This window comes from Arthrobacter sp. SDR-2R, assembly GCF_057747955.1.
Window position 1 is genome coordinate 3,257,715 of record NZ_CM173231.1, and the last position, 26,935, is coordinate 3,284,649.

Genomic DNA, 26,935 nt, shown 5'->3' on the forward strand with positions numbered 1-26,935 from the left:
GGCGCCGGATTCCCGCCCTCCACGGCCATGTCCGATTTCCGCTAGTACCGGCCGGGGTGGGCTGGCAGGATGGAGGAATGGACTTCTGGCAGCGCTACCGGGCAATCGATGCCCGCGACCCCCGGTTCGACGGCCAGTTCTATACCGCCGTCCGCACAACCGGGATCTACTGCCGCCCCTCCTGCCCGGCCCGCACCCCCAAGGCGTCCAACGTGACGTTTTACGAGACGTCCGCCGCGGCACACGAGGCGGGATACCGGGCCTGCAAGCGCTGCCTGCCGGAGGCGGTGCCGGGAACCCCTGCCTGGAACGTGCGGCAGGACGTTGCGGGCCGGGCCATGCGGCTGATCAACGACGGCGTGATCAACCGGGACGGGGTGGCAGGCCTCGCGTCCCACCTGGGGTATTCGCAGCGCCAGCTTAACCGGATCCTGGGGCAGGAACTGGGTGCCGGTCCCCTGTCGCTGGCCCGCGCTGCGAGGGCGCAGACCGCACGTACGCTGCTGGTGTCCACCTCCATGAAGCTGGCCGACATCGCCTTCGCGGCCGGCTTCAGCAGCGTGCGGCAGTTCAACGAGACCATCGCCGAGGTGTTCGACATGACCCCCACCGCACTTCGCAGGACGGTCCGGCACCCGGCCCCCGGTGGCGGCACGACGGCGCTGACCCTTGGCCTGCCCTACCGTCCGCCGTTTGATCCAAGCATCTTCTCCTTCCTTGCGGTCCGTGCCATCCCCGGCATCGAGGAGGGTACGGCCACCTCCTACGCACGGACCCTGCGGCTCCCCCATGGCGATGCGCGCTTCCAGGTGGCGTACGACGGCGGCACGCGGGCAAAGCAGCTCACCCTCACCGTGGGTGCGGTGGACCTGCGGGACCTTCCGGCGCTGCTGAGCCGCGTGCGGAGGCTGTTCGACCTGGACGCAGACCCCGAAGCGATCGACGGTGCCCTCACGGCCGACCCCAGGCTTACCGCCTCCGTTGCCGGCGCTCCCGGAATGAGGATGCCGGGGGCGCTGGACCCGCAGGAACTGCTGGTGCGGGCCATGGTGGGCCAGCAGATCACGGTGGCGGCGGCCCGGACCGCACTGACCCAACTGTCCGCCGCCGGCAGTCCCAGCAGCACGGCCGGCGACGGCCTGGACAGGCTCTTCCCGACGCCGGCCCAAATAGCCGCGGCCGGCCACCTGCTGCGCGGGCCCAGGAGACGGACCGAATCGCTCCTCCAGGCGGCCTCGGCCATGGCCGCCGGAGAACTGGAGTTCGGCTATGGGGACGACCTAACCGGCCTGGGCGCCAAACTGCTGCCCTTGCCGGGGGTGGGACCATGGACCGTGGGGTACGTGGCCATGCGGGTCCTGGGCGCCCCGGACGTCTTCCTCGCCAACGACGCCGCCGTTCGGAACGGAATCCGCGCCATCGATAATGGTGACAGCGCCCTGAGCCCGGACTTCCGGGAGACCAGCCCGTGGCGCTCCTACGCCACCATGCACCTGTGGCGCGCCGCAGCACGGCCCGCACCGACAACAACCGTTCCCGCGAAAGGGATGCCATGAAAGCGCAACTGATGCAGCTGTCCACGCCTGACGGGCCCTTCACCATCCTTGCCCGGGACGGTGTGGTCCTCGCTTCGGGATGGACGGCAGGCCTTGCAGAACTCACCGGACAGGTCCATCCCACGCTGCGGCCCGACGCCGTGGAGGACGTGGCAAGCCTTGGCGGGATCTCGTCCGCCGTTGAAGCCTTCTACGACGGCGACCACGCTCCCGCCATGGCAGTACGGGTCCTGCAGCAGTCGGGCCCGTTCCGCGCCCACGCCTGGGACGTGCTGCGCCAGGTCAAACCCGGCTCACCCGTTACATACACCGAGTATGCGGCCCTCGCGGGCAACCCGCGTGCGGTCAGGGCGGCGGCCAGCGCCTGTGCCTTCAATGCAGCGGCGTTGTTCGTTCCCTGCCACCGGGTGATCCGGACCGATGGCTCGCTGGGCGGCTTCCGCTGGGGCCTGCCCATCAAGGAAAGCCTGCTGGCCCGCGAGGCTGGCCAGGACTGCTTCAGTTGAGGACGACTACTTTGGGTCGGGCATCGCCGAAGGCCAGGGCAGCAGGGCGGGAAGGTCGGTGCCGTCCCCGGCGGCGGTGGCCCGCAGGCTGTCCAGCGACGGCTTGCGCCCAGCGAGCCAGGCGGCGATATCCGTGACCATGCCGCTGACGACGACGGTGCTGCCGCCGGCGCCAAGGGCCAGCGGCGGAAGTGCCACCGGCTGCAGGACAAGCCGGGTACCGGCCGGGACGCGGGCGGCCAGGAAGTCGAAGAGGTGGGAGCAGAATTCCCTGTTCCAGGTTTCGGGTCCCGTGCCGGCATCCAGGTCCGCGGTGTGGATGACGAGCTCGCGCCATAGCGCCAGCCCCGCATCGAAGATGACGCCGTCGCGGAACGCGATGGGCGTCTGCCACTCATCCCCGTCCAGTGCGTCAAAAGCCGCCAGCGCGCGGCGCAGCGCAGCATCGACGTCCTCCCTGTGCTGCCCAAGGCTGTGCCCCGCGGCCAGATCGATGGCGCGGTTGCGGCCTTCCACGCCGCCGTCGTAAAGCTCCACCGTTTCACCGCGGCGGCCGTACTCCACCTGACGGGCCAGGGCGTCGCAGATTCCGGCGAGGTGGGCCAAAAGGTGCCCGCGGCTCCAGCCGGGAAGCGTGGACGGAGCACGTTCGCCGCCGTCGGGAATCCGGTCCAGCCCGGCAGTCAGCGCGGCGCCGGCCGTGTGCAGTTCGGCCAGGAGGCCGGCAGGAGAAGGAGAGGTCATGCGGCCAGCCTAGCCGAGCACCCAGGCGCGCCAGGTACTTATTCCAGCGGCGATCCGTCCGGCCCGACACGGTGCCGGACATGGTTGCCGTCGTTGCTGGCCTGCCAGAACTCGATCTCGACGGGCTGGAGGGCGTAGAGCTGCCACTGGGGATTGTCGCTTCCGTCGGCCCGGGGCCGCTCGTGCCAGTCCACCGCGGAAGCCTCGGCAGAAAGCTCGGCCACAGCGCCGGCCACCCGGACCTGGCGGCCCAGGCCCGGCCAGTAGAAGTTCATGGCGGCACGTGGTTCAGCGGCCAGCTCCCGGCCCTTGCGGGAGGTGCGTGACGTGGCGAAGTGCCAGCCGTCGTCGTCAATGTTCTTCAGGATCAGCATCCGCGAGGACGGCTGCTGCCCACCGCCGGATGCCTCGCCCACCGTGGCCAGGCTGAACGCGTGCGGCTGCTGCTCCCCCGCGTCCAGCGCCTCATCCAGCCACTGCTTGAACAGCAGCGCCGGGTCCTGCGGGGCGTTGTCCGGGTCGAAACCGGGCAGGCCGGAGGGGAAATCGGGAAGGGTGCGAAGGAACTTGCGGAAGGTTTCGCTCATGGCTCCACCCTAGCCACAATCAGCAAGGGGCCCCGCGGAAAAACCACGGCGCCCCTTGCAGATCCGGTATTTAGCCTGCGTACGCCCGGACGTCGGCGAGCTCGGCTTCCAGTGCGGCGAGCTGGCGTTCGACGGCGGCCGGCGCCGTTCCGCCCTGGGAGTTGCGGCTGTTCAGGGAGCCTTCCGTGGACAGGACCGTGCGGACCTCGGGGGTGAGATGCTCCGAGATGGCAACGTACTCCCCGTCCGTAAGGTCCCACAGTTCCACACCACGGGATTCCGCCTGCTTGACCGCCGCGCCGGAGAGTTCGTGCGCCTCGCGGAACGGCACGCCCTGGCGGACCAGCCATTCGGCGATGTCCGTGGCCAGCGCGAAGCCCTGCGGGGCCAGCGACTCCATCCGTTCAGTGTTGAACTTGAGGGTGGCGATCATGCCGGAGACGGCCGGAAGCAGCAGCTCCAGGGTGTCGGCGGCGTCGAATACCGGTTCCTTGTCCTCCTGCAGGTCGCGGTTGTACGCAAGCGGCAGGCCCTTGAGCGTGGCCAGCAGCCCGGTGAGGTTGCCGATCAGGCGCCCTGCCTTGCCGCGCGCCAGCTCTGCCACATCCGGGTTCTTCTTTTGCGGCATGATCGAGGACCCCGTGGAGTACGAATCATGCAGCGTGACGAAGGAGAACTCCTTGGTGGCCCAGAGGATGACTTCCTCTGAGATCCGGGAGAGGTCCACGCCGATCATCGAGCAGACCCAGGCGAACTCGGCGAAGACGTCGCGGGACGCGGTGCCGTCGATCGAGTTATGCGTGGCGGAGTAGAAGCCCAGCTCAGCGGCCACTGCTTCCGGGTCGAGCCCCAGCGAGGAGCCGGCCAGGGCACCCGAACCGTACGGCGAGACGCCGGCCCGCTTGTCCCAGTCCTGCAGCCGCTGCACGTCGCGCAGCAGCGCCCAGGCGTGGGCCAGCAGGTGGTGGCTGAGCAGGACCGGCTGGGCGTGCTGCAGGTGGGTGCGGCCCGGCATGGCAACACCGTGGTGTGCCTTTGCCTGCTCCACCAGGGCATCCACCGTGGCAAGGACGCCGCGCGCGATGATCCTTGCGTGGTCGCGCAGGAACATCCGGCCCAGGGTGGCCACCTGGTCGTTGCGGGACCGGCCGGCGCGGAGCTTGCCGCCCAGCTGGGTTCCGGCCCGCTCGATCAGTCCGCGTTCCAGGGAGCCATGCACGTCCTCGTCGGATTCCGCCGGCAGGTACGCCCCGGACGCCACGTCCTCGTCCAGCTGCGTGAGGGCCGCCAGCATGCCTTCGAGCTCGGCATCGTCCAGCAGTCCTGCTTTGTGCAGGACGCGGGCGTGCGCCTTGGAGCCGGCGATGTCGTAACGGGCCAGGCGCCAGTCGAAGTGCGTGGACTTGCTTAGCGCCGCGAGGGCGTCCGCGGGGCCACCGGCGAACCGGCCGCCCCACAGCGCGCCTGTGTTGGTGGCTTCCAGTTTTTGCCCAGCCACAGGGGCTACTTCCCTGCGACCCGGATGTCGCGGCCGGAGGCAACCTTGGCGGACATGCCCCACAGCTCGATGAAGCCCTTGGCCTGGGACTGGTCGAAGGTGTCGCCGGTGTCGTAGGTGGCCAGCGAGAAGTCGTACAGCGAGGTGTCCGAGCGGCGGCCGTTGACGATGGCCTGGCCGCCGTGCAGGGTCATGCGGATGTCGCCGGAGACGTACTTCTGGGTGTCCTCGATGAAGGCGTCCAGGGAGCGCTTCAGCGGGGAGAACCACTGGCCGTCATAGACCAGCTCGGCCCAGCGCTGGCCAACGGTGGCCTTGAAGCGGGCCTGCTCGCGCTCCACGGTGATGTCCTCGAGGTGCTTGTGCGCGGTGATCAGGGCTATGGCACCGGGGGCTTCGTAGATTTCGCGGGACTTGATGCCCACCAGGCGGTCCTCGACGACGTCGATGCGGCCCACGCCCTGGGCGCCGGCGCGGCGGTTGAGTTCCTTGATGGCCTGCAGCGGAGTGACCTTGACGCCGTCGATCGCTACCGGGACGCCGGCTTCGAAGGAGATGATGACCTCATCCGGGGCCGGCGGGAACTCCGGGGTGGCGGTGTAGTCGTAGATGTCCTTGGTGGGGGCGTTCCAGATGTCCTCGAGGTAGCCGGTTTCCACGGCGCGTCCCCAGACGTTCTGGTCGATGGAGTACGGGTTCTTCTTGGTGGTCTCGATGGGCAGTCCCTTTTCCTCGGCGAAGGCGATGGCCTTGTCGCGGGTCAGGGCGAGGTCGCGGACCGGTGCGATGCACTTCAGGTCCGGGCCCAGGGTCTGGATGCCCACCTCGAAGCGGACCTGGTCGTTGCCCTTGCCGGTGCAGCCGTGGGCCACGGTGGTGGCGCCGAATTCGCGGGCTGCCTTCACCAGGTGCTTGACGATGACCGGGCGGGAGATGGCGGACACCAGCGGGTAGTGGCCCTGGTAGAGGGCGTTGGCCTTCAGGGTGGGCACGCAGTATTCGTTGGCGAACTCGTCCGATGCGTCGGCCACGTAGGCCTCGACGGCGCCGCAGCCCAGGGCGCGCTGGCGGATGGTTTCCAGCGATTCGCCGCCCTGTCCGACGTCCACCGCCACGGCGATGACCTCGGCACCGGTGGCTTCACCGATCCAGCCGATGGCGACGGACGTGTCCAGGCCGCCGGAGTAGGCCAGCACAATGCGTTCAGTCACTTTAGATGCTCCTTGTTGGGGTTGGTTGGTTCGTTGTCTTCAAGCTTATTGCCCGGCTTCTTCTGCCATTTGCAGGAAGCGGGCTGCCAGGTCCGGTCCGCCCAGCGGGTCGCGGGAGACCAACAGGACGGTGTCGTCCCCGGCGATGGTGCCCAGGATGGACGGCATCACCGAGTGGTCGATGGCCAGGGCCAGGAAGTTCGCGGCGCCCGGCGGAGTGCGCAGGACCGCGATGTTGGCCGAGGCTTCGGCGGTGACCAGCAGTTCGCTGCACAGCCGGGCCAGCCGGGCATCCAGGATCTCCTGCGTCACGCCGCTTTTCGCGGCCCGCTCGCCGCCTTCGCCGGGAACGGCGTAGACCAGGACGCCTTCCTTGCCGCGGACGCGGACGGCGCCCAGTTCCACCAGGTCGCGGGACAGCGTGGCCTGGGTGACCTGCACGCCGTCGTCGGCCAGCAGCGCCGCAAGCTCAGCCTGGGAACGCACGGACTGCCCGGTGAGGATGGCGGTGATGCGCGCCTGCCGGGCGGTCTTGGTGGCCGGGCTGGTGCCCGGGGAGGACGGCTGGGCGGACACTAGAACGTGCTCTCTCCGGTGCCCTCGACGGGGGAAAGGCCGTCAACGAAGGCCAGGCCCGAGCGGTGCATCAGCCAGGCCATCAGCGCCTTCTGGGCGTGCAGCCGGTTTTCCGCCTCGTCCCAGACGATGGACTGCGGGCCGTCGATGACGTCGGCGGAGATTTCGTAGCCCCGGTAGGCCGGGAGGCAGTGCAGCACGACGGCGTCATCCGCGGCGAGTGCCATGGCGTCCGAATCGACGGAGTAGTCCCGGAACAGCTGGAGCCGGGCCTCCTTCTCGGCTTCCTGCCCCATGGAGACCCACGTGTCGGTGGCCACGACGTCGGCGCCCTTCAGCGCTTCCTTGGCATCGGTGGTGATGAGCACGGAACCGCCGGTTTCAGCCGCGCGCTCCTCAGCCGCGGCCACGATGTCCGCGGCCGGCAGGTAGCCCTCCGGGCCGGCGATGCGGACGTGCATGCCGGCGGTGACTCCGGCCAGCAGGTAGGAGTTGGCCATGTTGTTGGCGGCGTCGCCGAGGTAGCTCATGGTGAGTCCCTTGAGGTCGCCCTTGTGTTCCTTGACGGCCAGCAGGTCCGCCAGGAGCTGGCACGGGTGGTAGTCATCGCACAGGGCGTTGATGACGGGAACCCTTGAGTTCTCCGCCATGGCCACCAGGCCGGCGTGGGCGCCGGTGCGCCACACAATGGTGGAGACCATCCGTTCGAGCACCTTGGCGGTGTCCTCCACGGATTCCTTGTGCCCGATCTGCGCCTCGCCGGGGTTGATGACCAGGGCATTGCCGCCCATGTCCGCGATGCCGGTGGCGAATGAGACCCGGGTCCGGGTGGAAGTCTTGTCGAAGATCACGGCCACGGTCTTGCGGCCGCTGCCTTCAGCGGCGAACGGCTGGACGCTGTAGGGGGCCGCCTTCATGCGGGCGGCGAGCTCCAGGACTTCCGCCTGTTCGGCGGGGCTGAGGTCGGTGTCCTTGAGGAAGTGCCGGGTTGCGGTGGTCACTGGGCGTCCTTAGCTGTCTGGAGGATTGCCGGGAATGCGGCGAGGAACGTGTCGGCCTGTGCCGTGGTGAGGATCAGCGGCGGGGCCAGGCGGATGGTCCGCGGGCCCGGGCTGTTGACGATGAAGCCTGCGTCGAGGCCCGCCTGCACGACGGCCGGTGCTACGTCGGCGTCGAGGTCGAAGCCGATCAGCAGCCCTTCACCCCGGACCTCGGTGACGCCGGGGATCGCGGCCAGTGCGGAGCGCAGGTGTTCGCCCACGGCCGTGGCGTTGGCCAGGACGTTCTGGCTTTCGAGGGCGTGGAGGGTGGCGAGGGCGGCTGCCGTGGCCACCGGGTTTCCGCCGAAGGTGGTGCCGTGCTGGCCGGCGGACAGCAACGACGACGTCTGCCCACCCATGGTGATCAGGGCACCGATGGGGAATCCGCCGCCCAGCCCTTTGGCCAGGGTGATGGCGTCAGGGACAATCCCCGCATCCTCGCTGGCGAGCCACTTGCCGGTGCGGCCGATGCCGGTCTGGACCTCGTCCAGGATCAGCAGGGCGCCGGCTTTGCTGGTGGCCTCCCGCGCGGCCTTCAGGTAGCCCGGCGGCAGGGGGCGCACACCTGCCTCACCCTGGATGGGCTCCAGGAACACGGCGGCCACGGTTTCGTCCACTGCTGCCTCCAGCGCAGCAATGTCGCCGAACGGGATGTGCACCACGCCACCGGGCAGCGGCTCGAAGGGCGCCCGGTAGGCCTCTTTGGCGGTCAGTGCCAGGGCGCCCATGGTCCGGCCGTGGAACGCGCCCTCGAGGGCGATGATGGTGGTCCGCTTGACCGTACCGTCGCCGGTATTGCGGCGGGCAAGTTTGAAGGCGGCCTCGTTGGCTTCGGTGCCCGAGTTGCTGAAGAACACCTTGGAGCCGGCAGGAGCGTGCGCCAGTTCCAGCAGTTTTTCGGCCAGCGCCACCTGGGTGGGGCTGGTAAAGAAGTTGGAGACGTGGCCCAGTGTGGCCAGCTGGCTGGCGATGACTGACGTCACGAAGGGGTGGGCGTGGCCCAGGGCGTTCACAGCGATCCCGCCCAGCAGGTCCAGGTACTCCTTGCCGTCGGCGTCCCACACCAGGCAGCCGGCACCGCGGACCAGGACCCGTTGCGGCGTGCCGAACACGTTCATCAGCGAACTGGAGTAGCGCGAGAGCCACTCGGAGCCTGCGTGGCCCGTGGTTTCCACCAACTCGGTGACTGAAGGCTTTTCAACCGTGTTCATCCGTTGATCTCCTCGTCCGGGACAACCTGGGTGCCGATGCCCGCCGTCGTAAATGTTTCCAGAAGCATGGAATGGGCCAGGCGCCCGTCCACGATGTGTGCCCGTTCCACGCCCTCGTCAACGGCCTTGAGGCAGGCCGCCATCTTGGGGATCATCCCGGACTCGAGCCTGGGCAGCATCTCCCGCAGCTCCGACGCCGTGAGGGAGGAGATCAGGGAAGTCTTGTCCGGCCAGTTGGCGTAGAGGCCTTCGACGTCGGTGAGGATCACCAGCTTCGAAGCGCCCAGCGCCGAGGCGACGGCGGCCGCTGCGGTGTCCGCGTTGACGTTCAGGACCTGGCCCGTGGGCTGGAACCGCGCGGTCCCCGCCACGCTTTCTCCGCCGTCGACAATTTCCGGGGCCACCGTGGAGATCACGGGGATGCGGCCGGCGTCGAGGATGTCCACGATGCCGGCGGGGTCGACGCCCACCACCTCGCCCACCAGCCCGAGGTCCACCTCTTCGCCGTCCACCACGGTGCCGGTGCGGACAGCGCGCAGCAGCCCGCCGTCTTCACCTGACATGCCCACGGCGTAGGGCCCGTGGGAGTTGATCAGGCCCACCAGTTCGCGTCCCACCTGGCCGGTGAGGACCATGCGGACCACATCCATGGCCTCGGGCGTGGTGACCCGGAGGCCGCCCTTGAACTCGGATTCGATGCCCAGCCGGCCCAGCATGGAGTTGATCTGCGGGCCGCCGCCGTGGACCACCACGGGGTGGATCCCCACATGGTGGAGGAAGACGATGTCTTCGGCGAAGGCGCGGCGGAGTTCGTCGTTCACCATGGCATTGCCGCCGTACTTGATCACCATGGTGGTGCCGGCAAACCGCTGGATCCAGGGCAGCGCCTCGATCAGGGTTGCCGCCTTGTCCTGGGCAGCGGACATGCTTGTGGTTTCACGCGTTTGGGTGTTCATGTTGTCACTTTCCGCAGCGGTTCATGCCTTGGCGGGCAATGGCTGGAGGGGCCCCTAGCTGGAGTAGGCGCTGTTCTCGTGCACGTAGTCATGGGTGAGGTCGTTGGTCCAGATGGTGGCCTCGGCATCGCCTGCCTGCAGGTCGATTTCCACCAGGACTTCGCGCGGCTCCAGGTCCACCAGGCTGCGGTCGTCGCCGATGCTGCCGTTGCGGCAGATCTGGACGCCGTTCATGGCCACGTTGAGCTGGTCCGGCTCAAAGGCGGCGTCCGTGGTGCCCACCGCGGAGAGCACGCGGCCCCAGTTGGGATCCTTGCCGAAAATGGCCGCTTTGAACAGGTTGGAGCGGGCCACGGAGCGGCTGACGGTTTCGGCGTCCGCTTCGCTGGCAGCGTTGAACGTGCGGATGGCGATGTCGTGGCTGGCGCCCTCGGCATCGGCGATCAGTTTGCGGGCCAGCTCGGCGCAGACCTTGGTCAGCCCGGCACCGAAATCCTCGGCCGAGGGCACAGCCGCGGAAGCGCCGGAAGCCAGCAGGACAACCGTGTCGTTGGTGGACATGCAGCCGTCGGAGTCGGCGCGGTCGAACGTAACCCGCGTGGCGTCGCGGAGGACGACGTCGAGCATTTCGGGCTGCACCACGGCATCCGTGGTGAGGACCACCAGCATGGTGGCCAGGCCGGGGGCCAGCATGCCGGCGCCCTTGGCGATGCCGCCGATGCTGAATTCCTGGCCGTCGGCGTCGGTGCCGATGAAGAGGGCCGACTTGGGCACGCTGTCGGTGGTCATGATGGCCGTGCCGGCGTCCGGTCCCCCGTCGGTGCTGAGTGCTGCTGCAGCGGCCTCGACGCCCGGCAGGATCTTGTCCATGGGCAGCTGCTCGCCAATCAGGCCGGTGGAGCAGACGAACACGTCGGTGGCTGAGATGCCCAGGACCTCGGCCACTTTCTCCGCGGTGCTGTGGGTGTTCTGGAAGCCCGTGGGACCGGTGCAGGCGTTGGCCCCGCCGGAGTTGAGGATGACGGCATCCACGCGGCCGTCCGAGACCACCTGGCGTGACCAGTGCACGGGGGCTGCGGCCACGCGGTTGCTGGTGAACACGGCGGCGGCGGCTTTGGATGGTCCGTCGTTGACGACCAGGGCGAGGTCCGGGTTGCCGGAGGCCTTGAGTCCGGCGGTGACGCCTGCTGCCCGGAATCCCTGGGGGGTGGTGATGGTCACGGAGCTACTCCCTGCAGGTTGAGGCCGGCGGTTTCGGGCAGGCCGAGTGCGATGTTCATGGACTGCACGGCTCCGCCGGCAGTGCCCTTGGTCAGGTTGTCGATCACGCAGGCGACGACCACCCGTCCCGTGTGGGCGTCGAAGGCCAGCTGCATGGCTGCGTGGTTGGAACCCTGGACCGATTTGGTCCCGGGCCACTGGCCCTCGGACAGCACGTGGACGAACGGCTCGTCGTCGTACGCTTCGGTCCATGCCTGCCGCAGCTGCGCTGCGGTGGTGCCGGCCTTGACCTTGGCAGTGGCGGTGGTCAGGATGCCGCGGCTCATGGGAGCAAGGGTGGGCGTGAAGGAAACGCTGACTTTTTCCCCTGCCGCGTTGGAGAGGCCCTGCTCGATCTCGGGGGTGTGCCGGTGTCCACCGCCCACGCCGTAGGGACTCATGGAGCCCATGACTTCAGCGCCGATCAGGTTGACCTTGGCGGCCTTGCCCGCGCCCGAGGTGCCGGAGGCGGAAACGATCACGACGTCGTCGGGCTCCAGCAGGTGCGCAGCGAAGCCGGGGGTCAGCGCCAGGAGGGCGGACGTTGGGTAGCAGCCGGGAACGGCGATGCGCTTGGCGCCCTTGAGGGCTTCCCGCTGGCCGGGCAGCTCCGGGAGTCCGTAGGGCCAGGTGCCGGCATGGGGCGAGCCGTAGAACTTCTCCCACGCGGCGGGGTCTTCAAGGCGATGGTCGGCGCCGGCGTCGATGACGACTGTCCCTTCGGGAAGCTGGGCGGCGATCTCGGCGGAAGCACCGTGCGGCAGCGCCAGGAAGACGACATCGTGGCCGGAGAGGTTCTCCACCGTGGTGTCTTCAAGGATGCGGCTGGCCAGTCCATGCAGGTGCGGCTGCAGTTCGCCGAGGCGGGACCCGGCATTGCTGTGCGCTGTGATGGCACCGATGGTCACACCGGGGTGCCCCGCCAGAAGGCGAAGGACCTCTCCCCCGGCGTAGCCGCTGGCACCCGAAACCGCAACAGAAATAGTCATGCTCCGACTATACAGCAATAGTTATGCATTGATGCCGATATTTATGCATGGCCGTCCTTGAGGCCTGCGGTTACGCCGGGACTTGCCGTGCCGGTCTGCGGTGTCCCTAGGATGGTCTCGGCAGCCGGGGCCGGAAACGCCGGGACCCGCGAAAGGAGAGCCATGACGCATGCAATCGTCGCACGGCAGGCAGGCGGACCGGAAGTCCTTGACTACGCCGAGGTTCAAACACCCGCTCCGGGGCCGGGCCAGGTGCTCTTCAAAGTCGGGGCGGCCGGCGTCAACTTCATCGACACCTACAAGCGCAGTGGGACCTACAAAGTCCAGTACCCCTTCACCCCCGGCACGGAAGCCGCAGGGACGGTGGAAGCCGTGGGCGAAGGCGTCACCGGCTTCTCCGTGGGCGACCGGATAGCCACGGCCGAGGGCCTGAACTGCTACGCGGACTACGCCCTGGTGGATGAGGACGCCGCACTGCCGGTACCGAAAGGCCTGGATGTCTTTACCGCCGCCGCCCTTCCCCTCCAGGGCATCACCGCGCACTACCTGGTCAATTCCACCTTCAAGGTGGAATCCGGGCACACCGTACTGCTGCACGCCGGGGCCGGCGGGGTTGGACTGCTGCTCATCCAGCTGCTCAAGGCAAAGGGCGCCCGGGTCATCACCACCGTGTCCAATGACGGGAAAAAGGCCCTCGCCCTTGAGGCCGGCGCGGACCATGTGCTGCGCTACGAAGGTTTTCCGCACCACGTGCGCGAGCTCACCGGCGGCAAGGGCGTGGACGTGGTGTACGACGGCGTGGGTAAGGATACGTTCGACGGCTCCCTTAACGCCCTTGGTGTCCGGGGAATGCTGGTGCTGTTCGGCGCAGCCTCCGGCCCGGTCCCGCCATTTGACCCGCAGCGCCTCAACGCCGGGGGTTCCCTGTTCCTCACCCGGCCCACCATGGGCCACTACCTGCGGGATGCCGCGGAGCGACGCTGGCGCTCCGACGAGGTCTTTGCAGCGGCCGCCGGCGGGAGCCTGAAGGTCCGCATCGGGGCCCGCTACCCGTTAAGCCAGGCCGGGCAGGCACACCGCGACCTTGAGGGCCGGAAAACCACCGGAAAGGTTCTCCTGGTGCCGTAGGAAACCCCGCTTCGCCGGATAATGAAGAAGTCCCCGCGCCCATTCAAGGGTGCGGGGACTTCCGTGGTTCACGGGTTTGTCCTGCTTAGCGCTGGACGGCTCCGAACCGTTCCGCGGCCAGGGCAACTGCCTGCTCACGCGCGGCCGAGGCTTCGTCAGCGGTGAGGGTGCGGTCAGCGGCGCGGAAGCGGAGGCCGAAGGCCAGCGACTTCTTGCCCTCCTCGATGCCCTTGCCTGCGTAGACATCGAACAGCGCGACGTCCTCCAGCAGCTCACCGGCGCCTTCACGCAGCGCACCAAGGACCTCGTCCGCGGGCACGTCGGCGGGAACAACGAGTGCAACGTCCTGCGTCGCCACCGGGAACGTGGAGATGTGGCGGGCCACGATCACATCCGGTGCCGCCTCAAACAGGGCGTCGGCATTGAGTTCAAGTGCCACCGAACGGGCCGGCATGTCCGAGGCCGCCAGCAGCTTGGGGTGCAGTTCGCCCGCGTACCCCACGGTCTCTCCCGTCCGCAGTGCGAGCCGGGCGGTGCGGCCGGGATGGAACGCCTGGTGGCTGCCCTGCGTGACCACAAGGTCGACGCCGAGGACGTCGCCCGCAAGGCGGGCAACATCCAGCGCGTCGGCCCAGTCCCACGTCCGCGGAGTATGGCCGGCAGCAGCCGGGGAATCGTGGCCGGTGAGGATGGCGGCCACATGGAACGGCTGGTCCGGGACGCCGTCGTACAGTGCGTCGAGCACCTCGTCGGCGGGCTTGGCGCCCAGCGGCGGGATGGAGGCAGTGCCCACGGTCCCGGCGGGAAGGAACACCAGGCCCGATTCGAACAGGGCGAGGTCGCGGAAGCCGCGCGAGTGGTTGCGCTTGGCCACCTCGATCAGCCCCGGCAGGATGGACGTGCGCAGGTAGCCCTGTTCCTCGCTGATGGGGTTGGCCAGCTTGACCGCGCTCCGCTGGGCACCCTGCTCGGCGACGCCAAAGGTGTCGTTGGCGGCCTTGGACACGAACGGGTAGGACAGCACCTCGGTCAGGCCGGCGTCGGCCAGCGACTGGATCAGGCGCCGGCGCTGCTGCTGGATCCGGGTGAGTCCGCGCCCCGGAGGGGCCACCGGCAAGGTGGCCGGGATCTTGTCGTAGCCCACCAGCCGTGCGATTTCCTCGGTCAGGTCTTCCTTGGTCTCCAGGTCGCTGCGCCACGTGGGCGGCGTAACGCTCCAGCCGCCGTCGTTCTTCTCCACGACGGCGCCCAGGTCCTCAAGGGAGGTGACGATCTGCTCTTCGGTGAAGTCGACGCCGATGCGGGCAGCGGCGAAGCCGGCGGGCAGCCCGATGGTGATGGTTTCCGGAGCCGTGCCCACGTCGGTTCCGGGTTCGTCGGCGGTGCCGCCGGCCAGTTCCACCAGGAGGTCCACCACGCGCTGGGCGGCGACGCCCGCCACCTGCCAGTCAACCCCGCGCTCGAAGCGCTTGGACGCCTCGGAGGGCAGCTTGTGCCGGCGACGCGACCGCCCAATGGACACCTCGTCGAAGTGCGCTGCTTCCACCAGGACGTTCGACGTCGAGTCACTCACCTCAGTGGCGGCGCCGCCCATGACGCCCGCGATGCCGATGGCGCCCGAATTGTCGGTGATCAGCAGGTCCTCGGCGTCAAGGGTGCGCTCCTTGCCGTCCAGGGTGGTGATCTTCTCGCCTGCGGAGGCACGCCGCACCACGATGTCGCCGGACAGCTTGTCCAGGTCGTAGCAGTGCGTGGGCTGGCCCAGCTCGAGCATGACGTAATTGGAGATGTCCACCGGCAGGGAGATGGAGCGGATGCCTGCCAGCCGGAGCCGGGACACCATCCACGGCGGGGTGGGGCGGGTAGCGTCAACGCCGCGCACAGTGCGTGCCACGAAGCGGTCGCAGCCGGGCTTGCCGTAAATGGGGGCGTCGTCGTTGAGTTTGACGCCGTAACCCCCGGACAGCTCTGCCGGGGCGTTGACCCTCGCGGCAGGGTCCGTGAAGGCGGTGCCGGTGGCGTGGGCGTACTCGCGGGCAACCCCGCGGATGGAGAAGGCGTACCCGCGGTCCGGGGTGACGTTAATTTCCGCGGCCTGGTCATAGAGGCCCAGCAGTTCCATGGCGTCGGTGCCCACTTCCGGGTCCAGCCCGATGCGGGACAGCACCAGGATGCCGTCGTGGTCCTCGCCGATGCCCAGTTCGCGGACTGAGGCGATCATGCCGGCGGACAGGTGGCCGTAGGTCTTGCGGGCCGAAATGTGGAAGTCGCCGGGCAGCACGGCACCCGGAAGCGTGACCACCACTTTGTCGCCCTCAACGAAGTTGTGGGCGCCGCAGATGATGCCCTGGACGCCGGAGGGGTCAATGCCGTCCCCGGTGAGGGTCTGCTCCTGCCCCTCGGGGACAACGCGGACCTGGCACCAGTTGATGGTCTTGCCGTTGGTCTGGGGTTCCTTGACCAGGCTCAGGACCTGGCCCACCACGACAGGGCCCCTCAGCGTGTCCGTGGGGCGGTGGACCGCTTCTTCCTCGAAGCCCACCTTGACCAGTTCGGCCATGACGTCTTCGGCCGTTGCATCGGCCGGTACGGCCGCGAATTCACGCAGCCAGGAAAGTGGGATACGCACTGTTAGATCTCCATCCCGAAGTGCTCGCTGAACCGTACATCGCCTTCGATCATGTCGCGCATGTCCCCCACCTCGTTGCGGAACATGAGGGTGCGCTCGATGCCCATGCCGAAGGCAAAACCTGAATAGACGTCCGGGTCGATGCCGGCGGCGCGCAGGACGTTGGGGTTGACCATGCCGCAGCCGCCCCACTCGATCCACGCCGGGCCGCCCTTGGCCCCGGGATGGAAGATGTCCAGTTCGGCGGACGGCTCCGTGAACGGGAAGTAGTTGGGGCGCAGCCGGATCTGGGCTTCATCGCCGAACATCTGCCGGGCGAAGTGCTCAAGGGTGCCGCGCAGGTCCGCCATGCTGAGGTTCCTGTCGATGGCCAGGCCCTCGAACTGGTGGAACACCGGGGTGTGGGTGGCGTCCAGTTCATCCGTGCGGAACACTTTGCCCGGGCACAGCACGTAGATGGGAACCTCGCGTTCCAGCATGGACCGGACCTGCACCGGGGAGGTGTGGGTCCGCATCAGCAGGTGGGCTTCAGGCGGTTCCACGAAGAAGGTGTCCTGCATTTCGCGGGCAGGGTGGTCCGGCTTGAAGTTCAGGGCGTCGAAGTTGAACCACTCGGATTCCACCTCGGGGCCTTCGGCGATTTCCCAGCCCATGCCCACGAAGATGTCCGCCACGCGGTCCTGCAGCGTGGAGAGCGGGTGGCGGGCACCTGCATGACGGCGGCGCGGAGCGGCGGTGACGTCCACAGTTTCCTCGACCAGGATCCTGGCGTCGTTCTCGGCTTCCAGTACCGCCGTGCGGTCGGCGAGCGCCTTGTTGACCCGGCCGCGGGAGGCGCCCATCAGCTTCCCGGCGAGCGCCTTCTGGTCCTTGGGCAGGCGGCCAATCTCACGGTTGGCTAGGCTCAGCGGGGACTTCTCGCCGCTGTGGGCAAGGCGCACCGCCTTCAGCTCGTCAAGGGTGGCCGCACCGGCGATGGCGGTGATGGCCTGATCTACAGCGGCGTTGATGGCGGCCTCATCCGTGGGGTTCGGGATGGCGGCGCCCGGCAAAGTTTCAGTCATCTACTGTTCTTAGCTACGAGTCGTGGCTGCCGGCGGCCGGGGCAGCCGTTGGCGGTTTCCCGCCCGGCGCGTCCGTCGCTGGCAGGTCATGGATGAATGCGCTGAACGTCAGTGTCATTCAATGACCAGGTCAGGGCTCGCCGGCAGGACCGGCGGCCACTGCCCTCCAGTCTAGTTGAACCCTCCGGCTACCATGGCCTCATGACTTTGCGGCAGCGCGCGGGTACTTTTCACGGCCCGACGACGGCCCAACGGCTCAGGCGGGCAGCGAACCTCCTGAACGGGAGCACCCTGGCCGGGCTCGCCGTCGCGCTCGCCGCCCGGACGCAGATCAGCCGGGGCCCCCGCGGCCTGATCATTGCCGCAGGCTACCGCTGGCGGTTGCCGTTCGCGCACGCCTACACCATCGGGAACGTCGTGCTGTGCCGGAGCACGGCCGGTGGGCTGCTGTCCCGGCCCGCACTCCTGGGACACGAGGAAGGGCACTGCACCCAGTACGCGTGGTGCCTCGGGTTGCCCTTCATCCCCCTGTACCTGGCAGCAGCCGGCTGGTCGGTGCTGCGCACCGGAAATCCGGCAACGGGCAACATCTTTGAGCGCCGGGCCGGGCTGGCGGCCGGCGGCTACCCGCCCACTGCGTCGAGGCGCGCGTGATGGGCCCGGAGGCCCCCGCGCACGGGGATGCGCGAACAGTCACCGCCACGGGCACGGGATGGGCGGAGGCACCCCCTGACCTGATGCTGGTTTCGGTGGGCGTCGAGTGCCGTGCCGGATCGGTGGAGGAGGCGTATGCGGCGGCCGCGGAAGGCCTGGCCATGACGGGCTCGGTCCTCCGCGGCCACGGTGTTGCACCGGCCGATATCCGCTCGGCGGGGATGAGCGTCCGTGCCGACCTCGCCTGGCGGGACGGCGAGGGCCAGAAGTTCGTGGGGTACGTGGCGGCCAGCAGCGTCACGGTCCGGCTCAGGGACATCGCCACCGCGTCCGCCACCATTTCCGCGGCCGTCGACGCGGCCGGGGATTCCGCCCGGCTGAACAACCTGCAATTGGTCCTTTCGGACGACACCGCCGTCCGGGCTGAGGCCCGGGAAGCCGCCTGGCACGACGCACTCCGCACTGCCGGACAGTACGCAGCGTTGGCCTCCGCCCGCCTGGGACCGGTGTTGTCCGTGACGGACCAGCGCCCGTCGCCGGGCCCGGTTCCCCTGGCGGGCATGCAGCGGGCCTCTGCCCCGGAGGGCATGACGGTGGAACCGGGCGCAAACCGGGTGGAGGCAACCGTGACCGCCACGTGGGCCTTGGAGCAGTAGGCCGCCCTTCCACCAGGCCGGTACCTCTGGGCGACCGGCTGGTATCAGCGCGCGGCGCCTTGACTTCCATTCGAACATGTTTTCGAATGGAGCCATGAGATGGGAAGCGCAGGCACTGGTACCCGATACGCCTGACACCGCGGGTGCCGCTGCTCCGGCGCTGCTTCCGCTGGCAGGACTGGTGCGTTCCGTCACCACCCCCGAGTTCGCCGGCATCACGTTCCACGAGGTCACCGCCAAATCGGTGCTCAACAGGGTCCCGGCGGGGTCAAAGATGCCTTTCGAATGGACCGTCAATCCCTACCGCGGCTGCAGCCATGCCTGTGTCTATTGCTTCGCCCGCAAGTCCCACACCTACCTGGATTTCGACGCCGGGATGGACTTTGACAGCCAGGTGGTGGTGAAGGTGAATGCCGCGGAGGTCCTCCGCAAGGAACTGAACAAGGCATCCTGGACACGCCAGCAGGTGGCGCTGGGTACCAATACGGACCCCTACCAGCGGGCCGAGGGCCGGTACCGGCTCATGCCCGGCATCATTGCCGCCTTGGCGGAATCCGGCACTCCCCTGTCCATCCTCACCAAGGGAACGCTGTTGGCGCGGGACATCCCGTTGCTCAAAAGGGCTGCCACGCAGGTGCCCGTGGGGCTGGGCATTTCCCTGGCCATGACGGACGAGGCCCTCTCGGAGGCCATCGAACCCGGTACCCCAGGACCCAGGGCCCGGCTGAAACTCGTCTCCCGCTTACGTGAGGCCGGACTGCCATGCGGCGTCATGGCCATGCCCATCCTGCCGTGGTTGTCGGACAGCGACGAAGCACTTGATTCCCTCTTCGCTTCCCTGGCCACTGCCGGGGCCACCGGCGTTACGGCCGGCGCCCTCTACCTGAAACCTGGCACCCGGGAGTGGTTCATGCAGTGGATTGCCAAACACCACCCCGAATTGGCCGGCCGCTACCGGCGTCTGTACGGGACGGGTTCCTACGCCTCCAAGGAGTACCGCACCTGGCTGGCCGGCAGGGTCCGCTATTTCAAGGCACGCCATGGGTTTTCGCATTCGTCCGGCTTCAGCCACCGGGACCTGGACGATCCCCGTGCCGAGGAAGCGCAGTACCCGGCAGGAAGCATTCCGGCCGGCACGAATGCCGGGCCCCCCGGCGTCCCTTCTTCGTCCCGGCCCTCGCAGCAGGACGCGCTTTTCTAGCGGCTCCGGCCCAGCGACGATCCCACGGATTCCAGCAGCGCATGGACAATCGGATAGTCGGCGGGGATCCACGGCAAGGTGAGGACAGCTTCCCGGTCCCGCAGGTCCACCCAGCGCAGTTCGTCATGGTCTTCAAGGGGCAATGGTTCGCCGTGGGTCACCTCAGCGAACCACACCCTCATACTGGCCCGGTCATTGAGGGGCCAGCCAGCCGGTGTTTCCGCATGAAGTTCCAGTCCCAGGCGCACGCCGATTCCCAGTTCCTCAGCCAGCTCCCTCACCAGCGCCGTTTCGGGTTCCTCCCCGGGCTCCACCTTGCCGCCGGGGAACTCCCACAGCCCCGCCAGGTGCTCCGGCGCGCTTCGCCGTGCCACCAACAGGGCCGCCGGATTGGCCAGCCGGTCCACCACAGCTCCGCCCACAACCTGAATCAGTCCAGTCACCGGGTCATTCTATGGGCCACAATGGAGTGTCCGGGAACAGCATTCCCGCCTTAGGAACAGTTCCTGCCGGGAATACGTCCTGCCCAGCCGGGGTTTGCCACACTGTCCGGACCGTCCTGCCCCACTGCCGTGGCATCCGTCCCTTGCGAGTCCCACGTTTCAAGAAGCAGGAATATGAGCAGCGTTCTTTCCCCGTCCACGGCAACCCGCAGCACGACCCCCAACATCGGCATGGCGATTTTCGCCCTGGCCATGGGCGGCGTAGGCATCGGCGTCACCGAGTTCACCATGATGGGCCTGCTCAAGGAAGTGGAGCAGGGCCTGGCAATTACCACTCCGCAGGCCGGCAACCTGATCTCCGCCTATGCGCTGGGGGTAGTGGTAGGCGCTCCGCTGCTGGCCGCCGTCGGCGCCAGGCTCCCCCGCAAGAAACTGGCGCTGGGGCTGCTGCTGTTCTTTACCGTGGCCAACCTGGCGTCATTCGTTGCCCCCGACTACGGCTGGATGCTGGTGTCCCGCTTTGCCGCCGGCCTGCCGCACGGAGCGTTCTTCGGCGTTGCAGCCGTCATCGCGGCTTCCCTCGTTCCGCCCACACGGCGCGGTTGGGCCATCTCCATGGTCATGGCCGGGCTCAGCGTCTCCAACGTCGTGGGAGTACCGTTCGCCACCTGGCTGGGACAGACCTTCGGCTGGCGCCTGCTGTTTGTCCTGGTCGGTGCCATCGGCCTGCTGGCACTGGCCATGGTGTGGAAATTCGTCCCCTTCCAGCACGCCCACCCCGACGCGAGCATCCGGCGCGAGCTCGGGGCCCTCAAACGGCTCCAGGTATGGCTGGCACTCCTGGTGGGCATCGTGGGTTTCGGCGGCTTCTTCGCCACCTATACCTACATCGCCCACACCATGACCTCCGTGGCCGGCATCCCCTCCACCCTGATCCCCCTTGTGGTGGCGCTCTACGGTCTTGGCATGGTGGCCGGGAACGTCGTCGGCGGCAGGCTCGCTGACAAATCCGTCATGGGCACCCTGTACCGGGTCCTCCCTGCCATCGCCGTGGCTCTGGTGGTCTATGCGGTGGCGGCGCACTGGCAGTGGAGCGCCATGGTCATGGTGTTTGTGGTGGGAGCTTCCGGTTCCATGCTCATCCCCGCTCTGCAGACCCGGCTGCTGGACGCCTCGCCGGATGCCCCATCGCTGGCATCCTCCCTCAACCATGCCGCGCTGAACGTCGCCAACGCGCTGGGAGCCTTCCTCGGCGGCCTTGTCATCGCCCTCGGGTGGGGCTTTGTTGCCCCGGCGCTGGTCGGCGCCGTCCTCGCCGTCCTTGGTTTCGGCGTCGCGCTCCTCAGCGGCCTGCTCGAACGCAAGAGGCCGCTGGCTGCCTGAGGTTATGCGCACGGAGCCCCGAAAACGGGGGCCCGCGCTGTCCTAACGATGCAGCAACGCCGTCACCCGAGCTACTGACTTTGCAGGGGGCTTATGTTAGCTTGAGCCTCATCGGGACTATTAATCCCGGTCACAATAAGGAGGAGACATGGGTTTTCTTGCTTGGATTATTTTGGGCCTCATAGTCGGGGCCATCGTTAAGGCCGTTATGCCCGGACGGGTCGGCGGCGGCTGGGTCACCAGCCTCATCCTCGGTGTCGTCGGTGCCATTGTTGGCGGCTGGATTGGCAGCCTCCTGTTCAACAAGGGCGATCTTGCCTTCTTCGACCTCGGCACCTGGATTCTCGCTATCGTCGGCGGCCTGCTTGTCGCCGGCATCTACGGAGCAGTCACCGGACGCGGAAAAGCAACCCGCGCACCCTGATCACTCTGTCTACCAACACCCCATCGGCCCCGGACTTCCGGGGCCTTTCTTTTTTTAGAAGGTCCCTGGCCTTTCCCCGAAGTTCCCGGCCGTGGCGCGTCCCTATCCGGCCTGTTCCTGCCCCACTGCAGCTGCCGCACGGCGCTGGGAGCGGGCGCTGGCGTAGAGGCATACCGTGGCCGCCGTCCCAAGGTTGAGGCTCTCGGCGGCGCCGTAGACAGGAACGGCCACCCGGTGGTCGGCCAGTTCCAGCTCCTCCGCGGAGAGTCCCTGCGCCTCGTTCCCAAAGAACCAGGCCGTGGGAACGGCGAGGTCGTACACAGACTCCGGCCCTGTTCCGGTGAGCCGGCGCCGGGCGTTCTCGTCCTGCAGGACATCAAGGTCCAGCTGCCCGTAGCCGTCGGCGGCAAGGATGCCGATGCCGCGGGCCTTGCAGGCTGCAGCGAGTTCCGCGGGATCGGCGGCCAGCACCACCGGAAGGTGGAACAGCGAACCTGCGGTGGACCGGACGGCCTTGGGGTTGTAGATGTCCACGCTGGACGTCGTGAACACCACGGCGTCGGCACCGGCGGAATCGGCCGCACGCAGGACCGTTCCCGCGTTCCCCGGGTCCCGCACCTGGCACAGCACGGCAATCAGGCGGGGCCCGGCGTCGAGCACGTCCGCCAGAGCCACGTCCACAAACCTGCAGACCGCCACTATCCCCTGCGGGTTGACGGTGTCCGCCATGGCTGCCAGGACCTCATCCGTGGCCAGCCGTGCGCTGGTGCCCTCGGAGAGCTCTTCAAATTCGGGAAAACGGTCAAGGCAGCTTTCGCTGGCGAAGACCTCAGTCACTACTCCGGGACCTCCCGCCGCAAGGCGCTGCTGGTGGAGCTTGAGTGCCTCACGGACGGCCTGCGGGCCCTCGGCCAGAAACTGCCCGCGCTTTAAACGGGCCGGGCGCCCTGCAAGCTTTGCCACATCCCTGACCCGATCAGCTCGGGGGTTGGAAAGTGGAAGGTCTTGCGGGCGCCCGGTTTCGTTCATACAGAAAACTGTAGTAGCTGCTGCCACCAGTTCCTGAACGGGCCCCTCAGGCGAGGGGCGGAAGCTGCTTGCCTAGGCTGCGGCTGCCTTCTTGGCGGAGGTGTCTGCCGGAAGGGAGTCCTTGGCCACCTGGACCAGCGCGGCGAAGGCGTTGGCGTCAGAGACGGCAAGCTCGGCCAGCATACGGCGGTCAACCTCGACCTCGGCGGCCTTCAGGCCCTGGATGAGGCGGTTGTAGGTGAGGCCGTTGGCGCGGGACGCAGCGTTGATGCGCTGGATCCACAGGCGGCGGAAGTCGCCCTTCTTCTTCTTGCGGTCGCCGTAGCTGTACACAAACGAGTGCAGCAGCTGCTCCTTGGCCTTGCGGTACAGGCGCGAACGCTGTCCGCGGTAACCCTTTGCGCGTTCAAGAACAACCCGGCGCTTCTTGTGGGCGTTGACCGCCCTCTTCACACGTGCCACGTGCGTACTCCTTCGAAAATCTGATCCCAAGCATCTACTGCCGGTGAACCGGCGGCCTGAGAATGCTGTTTGGCAGGTGACGGACCGCCAGGCGGCGGCCCCTCATAGAACTTGGAAATTAGATGCCGAGCATCTTCCGGATGACCTTGGCGTCGCCCTTGAAGACGATCCGGTCGCCGGCAAGGCGGCGGGTCAGGCGGGAGGACTTGTGCTCCAGGTAGTGGCGGCGGTTGGCCTGCTGGCGGCGCAGCTTGCCGCTGCCGGTCAGCTTGAAGCGCTTCTTAGCACCACTGTGGGTCTTCATCTTCGGCATGGGAACCGATCTCCTTACGTTTCTGCAGGCCCGGGGGCCGCAGTTCTATCGCGCAGCCACCCCTGCGGGCAGCATGCTGGTTGCTGACTGCCGGAGGCGTACCCCGGCAGCTGTGAACTAGTTGGTCTTCTTGCCGGCCGGCTTCGGCGCTGCCTTGGGGGCAGGGCGCGCAGCAGGCTTCGGCGCAGCAGGCCTGGCCACCGGCTTGGGTGGTGCAGGCACAGCGGCCGGTCTCGGTGCCGCCGGCGCGGCGGCTTCCGGCTTGGCGGCAGCTGCAGGCCTGGGAGCCGGAGCGGCCTTCGGCGCAGCAGCCTTGGGGGCTTCCTGCTTCGGAGCTTCCTGCTTCGGCGCTTCCTGCTTCGGCGCAGCAGCCTTGGGGGCTTCCTGCTTCGGAGCTTCCTGCTTCGGCGCAGCAGCCTTGGGGGCTTCCTGCTTCGGAGCTTCCTGCTCAGGTGCCTCAACAGCGGGCGCCTCGGCGGGGGCGTTGTCCTCGGCCACAGCCTCCGGCTCCGTGGAGACGGTGAAACCTTCGGGCAGCAGGTCCGCCAGTGACTGCGTCAAGGGGGCCTGGTCCTCGCCGGACGTGTCAACGCGTCCGGAAGCCTTGGCTTCGTTCTGGGCCTTGGCCTCGGCCCGCTGCGTGGCGCGCCGTGCCTCAGCCTTGGCTTCAGCCTTGTTCTTCAGCGGCCCAACCACCATGACCATGTTGCGGCCGTCAATGCGGGGGCTGGACTCCACCACGCCAACTTCGGCGACGTCGTCCGCGAAGCGCTGGAGCAGGCGGATGCCCATCTCCGGACGCTGCTGCTCACGGCCACGGAACTGGATCATGGCCTTGACCTTGTCCCCGGCACCGAGGAAGCGCAGGGCGTGGCCGCGCTTGGTCTCGTAGTCGTGGGTGTCGATCTTCAACCGGAAACGGATTTCCTTCAGAACAGTGTTCGTCTGGTTCTTCCGGGCCTCACGTGCCTTGACCGCGGCCTCGTACTTGTACTTGCCGAAGTCCATCAGCTTGCACACCGGAGGCTTCGCCTGAGGTGCAACTTCAACGAGATCAAGGTCGGACTCGGCAGCCAGTCGCAGGGCATCCTCAATACGGACGATTCCTACCTGTTCACCTGCAGGGCCGACCAGCCGCACCTCGGGGACGCGGATACGCTCATTGATTCTTGGCTCGCTAATGTTAAAGCTCCTGTGTTTGTTGTTGAGTCCGGCAAATAGAGAAGGCCCCCAATTGCCGGAGCAATCGAAGGCCTCAGATAGGTTGGCTCGGCAACCCCGTCAGGGCTGCACGCACACAGTCCCGGCGTGTGCCGGTCCATGCCCAACCAGATACCCGGCAACCTTACGTCCCCTGCAGGTTCCAAAGGAACGCCTGGGACAGCGGCTGACGCGGGTGGGAGAGAACTCCGCTTGCAAACTGGAAGCCATTCTACAGAAAAAATTCCCGTCAACGCCGCAAAAGCGCTGTTGGGAACCTGATCGTTTGGGACAATCCCTGAAATAACGACATCCAGTCGGTCTGTGTCAAGCTTACCAGTATGAGCACCTCAGACAGTAATTCGTACGTCTTCGAGCCCGGTGACGCAGGCGCAGACGTTTCACAACAGATCCGGGACATCTCGGAAGTCCCCGCCATCGAGGTCATCACCACGGCCGCCGTGCACCTCATGAGCGCAGCCGCGGTAAAGCTTGGCCTGGCCGCAGAAGACAACGCGGCCGAGCTGAAGGACCTGGACGAGGCCCGGAAGCTGATCACCGCCCTGGCCGGCCTGGTGACGGCAGCTGCCCCCGAAATCGGCTCGCAGCACGCCGGACCGTTGCGCGATGGGCTGCGGTCCCTCCAGCTGGCGTTCCGTGAAGAGTCGCTGATTCCGGATGCACCGGGCAAGGGCCCGGGCGAAAAGTACACCGGCGCAGTGAACTAAGGAAGAACCCACCCAAGCAGCGTCCGACGGCGGGACGGCCTTTCAAGGTCGTCCCGCCGTCGTCGTTTCCAGGCAAAGCACCCGGGGCTTGACCGGCCACTCCGTACCTGCCGTTCAGCGCGGCGGACGGAAATATCGGGCGGCGGCTTTTCGGCGGCGCTGCTGGAGGGCCAGGCCCACCAGGCACAGCACGACGCCGGCGGCGCCAACCGAAACGAAACCCCCGGACGGTCCCATGAGGTCGATGAAGATGCCGGCCAGCGGCGAGCCGAGGGCAACACCAGCGGTCAGGGCTGAGCCGTACCAGCCCATCGCCTCCCCGCGCCGTTCCTCCGACACCAGGTCCGCGACCGTTTCGGAGGCTGCGGAGAGGACGGGGGCGCAGAGCAGGCCGGGCAGGATGGAAACCAGTGCCAGCGTCCAGGTGTCGTGGGCGAAGGCCATGGGCAGCGTCAGCGCCGCCATTCCCAGCAGCAGGATGACAGGCGGGATGGGCCGGTGCATGGCGCCGTAGATGAGTCCGCCCACCACCGAGGCGGCGCACCAGAAGACGAACACGATGCCGATCTCGCTCTGGCGGCCTCCGGTTTCCAGCGCCGCAACGATGCCAACGTCGGTACCGCTCAGGACCATGCCGGCGCCGGCGGCAACGGCAAAGAGTGCCGCGACCGTTGCGGTGAACCACGCGAAGCCGCCCGCCAGCCTTCCGCGCAGTCCCTCTGCCGCACGGCTGGCCGTCCCGGCCGGTGACAGTTCCGCGGCGGCTTCCTGGACGTGGGCCGGAGCGGTGGCGACCACGGCGGCTTCCGCGGCATGTTGCTCATCCCCGGCGCATTCGGCGGTTTGCGCCGGGCTGCGGGTGGGCGGGTTGAACCACATGAGGGACAGCCCTGCCAGGGACGTGGCCACGCCCACCACGGTCAACCCGGCAACGGTAAATCCACTGGTGGCCACCACGGCGCCGGCGGCCGGCCCGATCATGAATACCATTTCGGTGGTGATGGCGTCCAGGGCGAACGCGGTGCGGCGCTGGTCGCCCTCCGCCAGGACGCCCAGGGACTGCCGGACCACGCTGAAAATTGGCAGCGTGAGCAGGCCGCCCACGAAGACCAGTGGGAGGAGCCACTGGTAGGACACGTGCGGCACCACAGACCAGATCAGCGTCTCCGAGATCACGGACGGGATGAGTGCGGTCCGCAACCCTACGGTGTCAACGCGCCTGCCGCGCCACGGGGCGCCCAGGGCAATACCGATGGTCATGACCGCTGCGGCGGCGCCGGCCGCGGCATAGCCCTGGCCAAGGGTGAGGACGATGTGCAGGGTCAGGAGCACCCCGGCCGCTGAGTGCGGGATGCGGGCGATCATGCCAACCAGCAGCAGCCGGCGGATTGGCCGGACGGCGAGCAACTCCCGGTAGAGAGCGAAATTCACGAAACGGTCCTTCAGGGTATGCCGCAGCACTGGCGGGGATCACCCATCCGGCTGCG

Annotated in this window: 27 protein-coding genes; 9 read left to right on the forward strand and 18 right to left on the reverse strand. The window is 67.8% G+C overall.

Annotated elements, in window-relative coordinates:
• Positions 1-77 precede the first annotated feature (77 nt).
• Positions 78-1,556 (forward strand): AlkA N-terminal domain-containing protein, encoded by a 1,479-nt coding sequence (locus AC3ANU_RS15015; protein WP_488314798.1) that lies wholly within the window; start codon positions 78-80, stop codon positions 1,554-1,556.
• Positions 1,553-2,062, forward strand: coding sequence for a methylated-DNA--[protein]-cysteine S-methyltransferase (locus AC3ANU_RS15020; RefSeq protein WP_488314799.1), 510 nt, complete (start codon positions 1,553-1,555; stop codon positions 2,060-2,062). Before AC3ANU_RS15015 ends, AC3ANU_RS15020 begins: the two co-directional genes overlap by 4 nt.
• A 6-nt stretch (positions 2,063-2,068) precedes the next feature.
• Here the strand turns inward: AC3ANU_RS15020 and AC3ANU_RS15025 are convergent, their stop codons facing one another.
• The 10 genes from AC3ANU_RS15025 to argC form a co-directional block, all read right to left on the reverse strand.
• Positions 2,069-2,806: a maleylpyruvate isomerase family mycothiol-dependent enzyme gene (locus AC3ANU_RS15025; protein WP_223994685.1), complete on the reverse strand. Its 738-nt coding sequence runs from the start codon at positions 2,804-2,806 to the stop codon at positions 2,069-2,071.
• Between the two features lie 38 nt (positions 2,807-2,844).
• On the reverse strand, positions 2,845-3,393 hold the full coding sequence (locus AC3ANU_RS15030; RefSeq protein ID WP_134166030.1) for a pyridoxine/pyridoxamine 5'-phosphate oxidase: 549 nt from the start codon (positions 3,391-3,393) through the stop codon (positions 2,845-2,847).
• Positions 3,394-3,463: 70 nt separating this feature from the next.
• Positions 3,464-4,891 carry an argininosuccinate lyase gene (gene argH, locus AC3ANU_RS15035; protein WP_488314800.1) on the reverse strand — a complete coding sequence of 476 codons (1,428 nt, stop codon included), beginning with the start codon at positions 4,889-4,891 and terminating at the stop codon, positions 3,464-3,466.
• A 5-nt stretch (positions 4,892-4,896) separates the two neighbouring features.
• The gene (locus tag AC3ANU_RS15040; protein WP_488314801.1) at positions 4,897-6,102 is read right to left on the reverse strand and encodes an argininosuccinate synthase; all 1,206 of its coding nucleotides are present in this window, start codon (positions 6,100-6,102) and stop codon (positions 4,897-4,899) included.
• Between the two features lie 45 nt (positions 6,103-6,147).
• Positions 6,148-6,678, reverse strand: coding sequence for an arginine repressor (locus AC3ANU_RS15045; RefSeq protein WP_018771558.1), 531 nt, complete (start codon positions 6,676-6,678; stop codon positions 6,148-6,150).
• Positions 6,678-7,679 carry an ornithine carbamoyltransferase gene (gene argF, locus AC3ANU_RS15050; RefSeq protein ID WP_018771559.1) on the reverse strand — a complete coding sequence of 334 codons (1,002 nt, stop codon included), beginning with the start codon at positions 7,677-7,679 and terminating at the stop codon, positions 6,678-6,680. The genes AC3ANU_RS15045 and argF overlap by 1 nt, the downstream gene beginning before the upstream one ends.
• The gene (locus AC3ANU_RS15055; protein ID WP_223994683.1) at positions 7,676-8,929 is read right to left on the reverse strand and encodes an acetylornithine transaminase; all 1,254 of its coding nucleotides are present in this window, start codon (positions 8,927-8,929) and stop codon (positions 7,676-7,678) included. Before AC3ANU_RS15055 ends, argF begins: the two co-directional genes overlap by 4 nt.
• Complete coding sequence (gene argB, locus AC3ANU_RS15060) at positions 8,926-9,885, reverse strand: acetylglutamate kinase (protein WP_018771561.1); 960 nt, start codon at positions 9,883-9,885, stop codon at positions 8,926-8,928. Before argB ends, AC3ANU_RS15055 begins: the two co-directional genes overlap by 4 nt.
• Before the next feature lie 54 nt (positions 9,886-9,939).
• Positions 9,940-11,106, reverse strand: a complete 1,167-nt coding sequence (argJ, locus tag AC3ANU_RS15065; protein ID WP_056391324.1) for a bifunctional glutamate N-acetyltransferase/amino-acid acetyltransferase ArgJ — start codon at positions 11,104-11,106, stop codon at positions 9,940-9,942.
• A complete protein-coding gene (gene argC / locus AC3ANU_RS15070) occupies positions 11,103-12,134 on the reverse strand; it encodes an N-acetyl-gamma-glutamyl-phosphate reductase (RefSeq protein WP_026266113.1) in 1,032 nt (343 codons plus the stop codon). The genes argJ and argC overlap by 4 nt, the downstream gene beginning before the upstream one ends.
• A 162-nt stretch (positions 12,135-12,296) precedes the next feature.
• Here argC and AC3ANU_RS15075 point away from each other — a divergent pair, with 162 nt between their 5' ends.
• Positions 12,297-13,262 carry a quinone oxidoreductase family protein gene (locus AC3ANU_RS15075; RefSeq protein ID WP_018771564.1) on the forward strand — a complete coding sequence of 322 codons (966 nt, stop codon included), beginning with the start codon at positions 12,297-12,299 and terminating at the stop codon, positions 13,260-13,262.
• An 85-nt stretch (positions 13,263-13,347) separates the two neighbouring features.
• Here the strand turns inward: AC3ANU_RS15075 and pheT are convergent, their stop codons facing one another.
• The gene (gene pheT / locus AC3ANU_RS15080; RefSeq protein WP_488314802.1) at positions 13,348-15,891 is read right to left on the reverse strand and encodes a phenylalanine--tRNA ligase subunit beta; all 2,544 of its coding nucleotides are present in this window, start codon (positions 15,889-15,891) and stop codon (positions 13,348-13,350) included.
• 2 nt (positions 15,892-15,893) lie between these two features.
• Entirely contained in the window at positions 15,894-16,955 is a 1,062-nt protein-coding gene (pheS, locus tag AC3ANU_RS15085; RefSeq protein WP_144600331.1) for a phenylalanine--tRNA ligase subunit alpha, read from the reverse strand.
• A gap of 201 nt (positions 16,956-17,156) precedes the next feature.
• On the opposite strand from pheS, the gene AC3ANU_RS15090 reads away from it, so the two are divergent.
• The 3 genes from AC3ANU_RS15090 to AC3ANU_RS15100 all read left to right on the forward strand — a co-directional run bounded on the left by AC3ANU_RS15090 (position 17,157) and on the right by AC3ANU_RS15100 (position 19,466).
• Positions 17,157-17,609 carry a hypothetical protein gene (locus AC3ANU_RS15090; protein ID WP_268002894.1) on the forward strand — a complete coding sequence of 151 codons (453 nt, stop codon included), beginning with the start codon at positions 17,157-17,159 and terminating at the stop codon, positions 17,607-17,609.
• Positions 17,609-18,265: an SIMPL domain-containing protein gene (locus AC3ANU_RS15095; RefSeq protein WP_488314803.1), complete on the forward strand. Its 657-nt coding sequence runs from the start codon at positions 17,609-17,611 to the stop codon at positions 18,263-18,265. The genes AC3ANU_RS15090 and AC3ANU_RS15095 overlap by 1 nt, the downstream gene beginning before the upstream one ends.
• A 94-nt stretch (positions 18,266-18,359) precedes the next feature.
• The gene (locus AC3ANU_RS15100; protein ID WP_018771569.1) at positions 18,360-19,466 is read left to right on the forward strand and encodes an Rv2578c family radical SAM protein; all 1,107 of its coding nucleotides are present in this window, start codon (positions 18,360-18,362) and stop codon (positions 19,464-19,466) included.
• Here AC3ANU_RS15100 and AC3ANU_RS15105 read toward each other — a convergent pair.
• Positions 19,463-19,909, reverse strand: coding sequence for a (deoxy)nucleoside triphosphate pyrophosphohydrolase (locus AC3ANU_RS15105; RefSeq protein WP_056390889.1), 447 nt, complete (start codon positions 19,907-19,909; stop codon positions 19,463-19,465). The genes AC3ANU_RS15100 and AC3ANU_RS15105 overlap by 4 nt on opposite strands.
• Positions 19,910-20,083: 174 nt before the next feature.
• Between AC3ANU_RS15105 and AC3ANU_RS15110 the strand changes: the two genes are divergently transcribed.
• Together AC3ANU_RS15110 and AC3ANU_RS15115 are read left to right on the forward strand one after the other, a co-directional pair.
• Positions 20,084-21,292, forward strand: coding sequence for an MFS transporter (locus tag AC3ANU_RS15110; protein ID WP_056390891.1), 1,209 nt, complete (start codon positions 20,084-20,086; stop codon positions 21,290-21,292).
• A 148-nt stretch (positions 21,293-21,440) separates the two neighbouring features.
• On the forward strand, positions 21,441-21,716 hold the full coding sequence (locus AC3ANU_RS15115; protein WP_018771572.1) for a GlsB/YeaQ/YmgE family stress response membrane protein: 276 nt from the start codon (positions 21,441-21,443) through the stop codon (positions 21,714-21,716).
• Between the two features lie 102 nt (positions 21,717-21,818).
• Here AC3ANU_RS15115 and AC3ANU_RS15120 read toward each other — a convergent pair whose 3' ends face one another.
• The 4 genes from AC3ANU_RS15120 to infC all read right to left on the reverse strand — a co-directional run bounded on the left by AC3ANU_RS15120 (position 21,819) and on the right by infC (position 24,660).
• The gene (locus AC3ANU_RS15120; RefSeq protein WP_488314804.1) at positions 21,819-22,745 is read right to left on the reverse strand and encodes a TrmH family RNA methyltransferase; all 927 of its coding nucleotides are present in this window, start codon (positions 22,743-22,745) and stop codon (positions 21,819-21,821) included.
• 72 nt (positions 22,746-22,817) lie between these two features.
• The gene (gene rplT / locus AC3ANU_RS15125; protein ID WP_018771574.1) at positions 22,818-23,207 is read right to left on the reverse strand and encodes a 50S ribosomal protein L20; all 390 of its coding nucleotides are present in this window, start codon (positions 23,205-23,207) and stop codon (positions 22,818-22,820) included.
• 118 nt (positions 23,208-23,325) lie between these two features.
• Positions 23,326-23,520, reverse strand: a complete 195-nt coding sequence (gene rpmI / locus AC3ANU_RS15130) for a 50S ribosomal protein L35 (protein WP_018771575.1) — start codon at positions 23,518-23,520, stop codon at positions 23,326-23,328.
• Positions 23,521-23,637: 117 nt separating this feature from the next.
• Complete coding sequence (gene infC, locus AC3ANU_RS15135; RefSeq protein WP_488314805.1) at positions 23,638-24,660, reverse strand: translation initiation factor IF-3; 1,023 nt, start codon at positions 24,658-24,660, stop codon at positions 23,638-23,640.
• A gap of 401 nt (positions 24,661-25,061) precedes the next feature.
• Between infC and AC3ANU_RS15140 the strand changes: the two genes are divergently transcribed.
• The gene (locus AC3ANU_RS15140; protein WP_018771577.1) at positions 25,062-25,448 is read left to right on the forward strand and encodes a DUF1844 domain-containing protein; all 387 of its coding nucleotides are present in this window, start codon (positions 25,062-25,064) and stop codon (positions 25,446-25,448) included.
• Between the two features lie 114 nt (positions 25,449-25,562).
• On the opposite strand, the gene AC3ANU_RS15145 is transcribed toward AC3ANU_RS15140, so the two are convergent.
• Positions 25,563-26,879, reverse strand: a complete 1,317-nt coding sequence (locus AC3ANU_RS15145; RefSeq protein WP_488314806.1) for an MFS transporter — start codon at positions 26,877-26,879, stop codon at positions 25,563-25,565.
• Positions 26,880-26,935: the final 56 nt, after the last annotated feature.